Below are 3,464 nucleotides of genomic sequence, written 5' to 3' on the forward strand. Positions count from 1 at the left end.
ATATTATAATTTTTAAAAAATTATAATAAAATAAAAACTCTCATATTATTTTATCTTATTTATTGTCAAAAGTCAAAATATTTTAACAAAAAAGAACAATTTTGATGACTTAATCATTTTTTAACCTAATTATTATAAAATTGATTTATATTCTTTTTTATTGATATCAACATTATGTTTAATAACATAACGGTTTTGAGGATGTTTTCGACATTCTTTCGAACAACTGCCTAAATATTTATGTTCGTTCTCTTCGCTGCATAAAATTTGTAAGTTACAACTTGGATTAGCACAGTTAATATATCTTTCACATGGTTTTTGATCAAAATAATCTTTACCCACGATAACATTTTCATGTTGATTTACTTTAGTCGCTATTCTTTCGTCAAAAACATACACTTGACCGTCAAATAATTTACCTTGAACCTCTTCGTCTTGACCGTATTTAATAATACCGCCTTTCAATTGGTAAACTTCTTCTACCCCTTTTTTCCTTAAAAAAGCGGACATTTTTTCACAACGCACTCCACCAGTACAATAAGTCAAAACTTTTTTATCTTTTAATAAAGAGATATTTTGTTCAGACCATTCAGGTAAATCACGGAAATTACGAACATTAGGGTTAATAGCGTTTTTAAAATGTCCTATATTATATTCATAATCATTACGAACATCCAACACTACTACATCTTTTTCTTGTAATAATTGATAAAATTCTTTAGGTTTTAAATAATTATTCGCTTTTTCTTCTAAAGAAATATCTTCTTTTAATTTTAAAGCCACAATTTCTTCTTTATGTTTTACCGAAAGACGAGGGAAAACATGTTTATCAGAAGACTCTATTTTAAATTCTGTTTCTGAGAAACGGGGATCTTGCGCTAAATAATTCATATAAGCGTTAATGTCTTTTTCTAAACCTGATAAAGTACCATTAATACCTTCATGAGAAACAATAATTCTCCCTAAAAGTCCTAAGTTTTGGCAAAATTTTAAATGACTTTTTTGAAAAGTTTCAGGGTTTTCAATATGTGAATAATTATAAAATAAAATAACTAAATAAGGTTTTTTTTCGACCATAAATTATAATTCCTACCTTGTGAATAACTTTTTAAAAATATTTTAAGTGAAAAATAAAAATTTTTAAATGTCATAACTAAATATATTATAAATCGTTTTAACTCAATTTTACTAAAAAAATATATTAATTTTCTTTCTTGTCTATCTCTTATTCAAAAGAAGAACTCTTAAAATATTTCAAGTACTTTCTTAAAAGAGCTCTAAAACAGAAATGAGCCATTGAATATGACTCATTTCTTTCTCTATGCTCTTCTTTTACTTAGAAGTTAATTTTTTCTAAAGAATATTTTTCTAAAACATATTCTAATTTAGGAGCTAAAAAAATAATTAATATACTGCCGATAACATAATAAATTATAAATAAAAAAGAGCTAAAAAATAAACAAAATTCCCAAGCTTGTCCCTTTTCTTTTAAACTGTATAAAAAACGCCAGAAAAACAAATCTTTTTGCGAAGGATTGATTCTTTGAAAATAAACAAAATAAGTAGAAAGAGAAGTGCTTAAAATTCTTAAAAAGACTACTGTAAACAAACTGATTAAAATAGTTTTTTTATTTTTTAACTGATTAAAATCGTTTTTATAAAAAAGACCTGATAAACTAACGGATAAATCATAAATAAGGTAATCAAAAAGTAAAGTTAAGGAAAAATAAAACCATCCCAATTGATAAACTTCTTTAGTGCTGATGATATAAGCATAACTTTTTAATAAATGGAATAAAATGTAAAAACAATTGACCGTTAAACCGTTTTTAAAACCTAAAACGAAACCTGATAAAAATAAAACAAGAAAAGATAATTTAAAAATTTGTCCTCCAAAAGGTAAAGTTAAAAAAGGTAAAAACCATTTTTGAAAATAATCCAACATTATGGACATTGAAATAAAAATAGAAATAATAATTATTTTACGTAAAATAAATTTTCCTGTCTGTTTTTTAACCATTGTTTCCTCTTTGAATTTGAACAATATTAAATGAAATTATTTTTTTCAATATCAATTTAATTTTATCATAACAAATATGGAAAAATGATTAAATATATAAAAAAGCTAATTATTTTTGATAAATGGTTTATAAAGGAGGAAAAAGACTTATAAAAAAACAATTATCTGAATTGCCAAATGAAAAAAAATCCATATTATGTGGCTAGCGGCGGCATAGAACCTTTGGGGCATTATCATTCACATAATTCTATCAAAGACGCCATAACTATAGTTTGTTCTGGCAGTATCGGTAATGTTTTTTTCATAAAGAAAACTTTTGGTTTAGTGACAATTCTGTAAAATTAAATATTAAAGAAGAAAACATTAATATTGAAGATATTATAGAAAATATTGAAGAAAATAAAAAAATCTTGCACAATTAGAAAAAACAAATCAACGCTTATTTAGAAGAATTAGACATTAAAAGGTAATTTTATAAGTATCTTTTAGCTTTTACCAGGCTAAAAACTATTAAAAAAGACCTTTATTAAATATAAAAAAAGACCTTGGAAGGTCTTTTTTTATATAACCAAATAAGAAATATTTTTATTGCACTTTAAAATAATTAAATGCTGCTGATATATTAATTAATCAATCCTAAATGATTAATTTACTCAAAAGAGTAAAGAAATAATGTACTAAACTAAATTATAAGAATAAACTTTTACTAGGCAAAAGTCTTCTTGATGGATAAATTTTTTTGGTTATTTTGCGAAAAAGAAAGTTTTAAACCAGATATGAATTCAATTAGTTTGAAAAAAACTAAGAAAGATAAAGCGTATAAAACCACTGCTTTAAGGTTGTTAGTGTTATTGATGTCTTTAAAAATAACGAAAGTAGCTGTTAAGTAAATAACGACTAAATTAACAGTTAAAGTAATTGCTAAGCGAATGCGACTAAAAATAGTCTTTATTTCGTACTTATTAATCTTTTTAACTTGTTTTAAAGTGTCGCAAAAAGATTCAAATTGGATGCCAGAGAAAACAACTCCCATATAAAAAGTGAAAACAAAAACAGCGTATAAAGAAATATGCGGAAAAGAAGAGCCGATCATGAATACTAAAAAACCAATTAAAATAATTAATTCTTCGCCTTGATAACCCAGTAATTCAAATTCAGAAATAAATTTTTTAACGTTGAATTTAATTGCGGCAAAATGGAACAACAATATAATCGTCAACATACCAACAAACATTATAGCGCATAACAAAAGAATAATTTTTAAAAATAGTCTATCATCTGTTTTTTCATTAGCTAAATATTCTGGAGTAGTAGTTATTTCTTGTTGCTCGATTTTAGAATAAGCGAACTTTTTCTTTGCAAATCTGTTCAACAATATATACATATATTATTTTCCTTATTAATTTCCTTTTTTTCTTTAATTTTTCTTATAAAAGTATTTTTA

Annotated in this window: 4 protein-coding genes; 1 reads left to right on the forward strand and 3 read right to left on the reverse strand. The window is 24.3% G+C overall.

What is annotated here, in order from left to right:
• Positions 1 to 132 precede the first annotated feature (132 nt).
• Both ON17_RS00735 and ON17_RS00740 read right to left on the reverse strand, forming a co-directional pair.
• A complete protein-coding gene (locus tag ON17_RS00735) occupies positions 133 to 1,077 on the reverse strand; it encodes a rhodanese-related sulfurtransferase (protein WP_017191570.1) in 945 nt (314 codons plus the stop codon).
• 259 nt (positions 1,078 to 1,336) lie between these two features.
• Positions 1,337 to 2,020 carry a hypothetical protein gene (locus tag ON17_RS00740; protein ID WP_017191571.1) on the reverse strand — a complete coding sequence of 228 codons (684 nt, stop codon included), beginning with the start codon at positions 2,018 to 2,020 and terminating at the stop codon, positions 1,337 to 1,339.
• Positions 2,021 to 2,197: 177 nt separating this feature from the next.
• On the opposite strand from ON17_RS00740, the gene ON17_RS03520 reads away from it, so the two are divergent.
• On the forward strand, positions 2,198 to 2,359 hold the full coding sequence (locus ON17_RS03520; protein WP_017191572.1) for a hypothetical protein: 162 nt from the start codon (positions 2,198 to 2,200) through the stop codon (positions 2,357 to 2,359).
• Between the two features lie 367 nt (positions 2,360 to 2,726).
• On the opposite strand, the gene ON17_RS00745 is transcribed toward ON17_RS03520, so the two are convergent.
• Entirely contained in the window at positions 2,727 to 3,404 is a 678-nt protein-coding gene (locus ON17_RS00745; RefSeq protein WP_017191573.1) for a hypothetical protein, read from the reverse strand.
• Between the last annotated feature and the right edge of the window lie 60 nt (positions 3,405 to 3,464).

The sequence above is a fragment of the Poinsettia branch-inducing phytoplasma str. JR1 genome (genome assembly GCF_000309465.1).
GTDB lineage: Bacteria > Bacillota_I > Bacilli_A > Acholeplasmatales > Acholeplasmataceae > Phytoplasma > Phytoplasma pruni.

What these genes read in the sequence shown, in the direction of transcription:
- ON17_RS03520 (WP_017191572.1), top strand. Translation starts at nt 2,198, where the DNA reads ATGAAAAAAAATCCATATTATGTGGCTAGCGGCGGCATAGAACCTTTG.
- ON17_RS00735 (WP_017191570.1), bottom strand. Translation starts at nt 1,077, where the DNA reads ATGGTCGAAAAAAAACCTTATTTAGTTATTTTATTTTATAATTATTCA.
- ON17_RS00745 (WP_017191573.1), bottom strand. Translation starts at nt 3,404, where the DNA reads ATGTATATATTGTTGAACAGATTTGCAAAGAAAAAGTTCGCTTATTCT.
- ON17_RS00740 (WP_017191571.1), bottom strand. Translation starts at nt 2,020, where the DNA reads ATGGTTAAAAAACAGACAGGAAAATTTATTTTACGTAAAATAATTATT.